Annotated in this window: 1 pseudogene; it reads right to left on the bottom strand. The window is 57.5% G+C overall.

Annotated features, from left to right (window positions below):
• Nucleotides 1-708 (bottom strand): annotated as a pseudogene (locus tag C461_RS01220) (transcriptional regulator); the annotation flags it as partial.

Raw genomic sequence — 708 nt, 5'->3', positions numbered from 1 at the left:
CGCCCGATTCCCGAAGTCACCAACCACCGAGATCGACGCAATCAGGTTCGCATACGGATTGCTCGCGTCGACGACAGGGTCGAACGACTGACGTCGCTTCTCGTCTCGGTCTTCAAACAACAGTCGCCGGACTACGTGGTTCCCGTACGTCGCCGCAATCGGCGCGTTCTTCGCAAGCGTCGTTGCTAACAACTCGGCATTGTCCTCCCCGTATCGCTCCGGGTGTCGGTTGTAGTCGGGTAAGCGAGCCTCCCAAACGACGTCAATATCGAGTAAATCGAGGACGTGAAACGCGGTTCCCGCGAGACCCATCGCCGTTTTCGTGATTCGACTCAGGTACTCGGACGTCTCACACTCGTAGTCCTCATGTGCAAGTGACCGCGTCATGTCGAGTAGCTCGTCTCTCGCGTCCTCGAGGACGTCGACGTACTCACCCGCCGAGTCGACAGAGTCAGCCAACCACCCGAGGTTTCGAGACCCACGAACGTACGTCCCATCTTCGATTAGTCCATCAAGTTCCGCGAGACGGTCCTCGGTAAGGACCTGGTCGAACGTCTTAGGATCGAGTAACGCTCGTGCAATCATCACCACATGAGACATGGCAGAGTCGTACTCTGCAGAGACGACGAGCGTATTCTCGTCCTCAAGGTAGCCCCACCCGGCTTCTCCCCGGTCAGATTTGGGTTCGACAGGGTAGTTTGTCACACT

The organism is Halorubrum aidingense JCM 13560 (genome assembly GCF_000336995.1).
GTDB classification, from domain to species: domain Archaea; phylum Halobacteriota; class Halobacteria; order Halobacteriales; family Haloferacaceae; genus Halorubrum; species Halorubrum aidingense.
Note: the sequence above shows the minus strand (reverse complement) of the source record. Positions and strands in the feature narration are given on the sequence as shown.